General features: G+C 42.3%; 1 protein-coding gene. It reads left to right on the top strand.

The window, feature by feature from the left end; translation table 11 throughout:
- Window positions 1–274 (top strand): S4 domain-containing protein (locus AAEY83_RS14890; protein ID WP_351060106.1); only part of this gene is annotated, 274 nt, incomplete at both ends.

Here is a 274-nt window from a genome sequence, read left to right as displayed (position 1 = left end):
ATGAGTAAAAAAAGTAATGCTAATACCATCTCAGACCCTGTAGATGGGTTAAAAGTTCGATTAGATAAATGGTTATGGGCTGCGCGATTTTATAAAACTCGTGCAGTTGCACGCGAAATGGTGCAAGGCGGCAAAGTACATTATAATGGCCAACGTACAAAAGCGAGTAAAATAGTAGACGTTGGCGCAAAAGTAAAACTGGCTCAGGGCGTAGATGAAAAGCTGATAACTATACTCTCAGTGCTTGAAAAACGCCAAAGCGCCCCCATTGCAC

Source organism: Psychrobacter sp. TB20-MNA-CIBAN-0197 (genome assembly GCF_040309765.1).
Taxonomy (GTDB): Bacteria; Pseudomonadota; Gammaproteobacteria; order Pseudomonadales; family Moraxellaceae; genus Psychrobacter; species Psychrobacter submarinus.
This window is presented reverse-complemented; position numbering and strand designations above follow the sequence as displayed.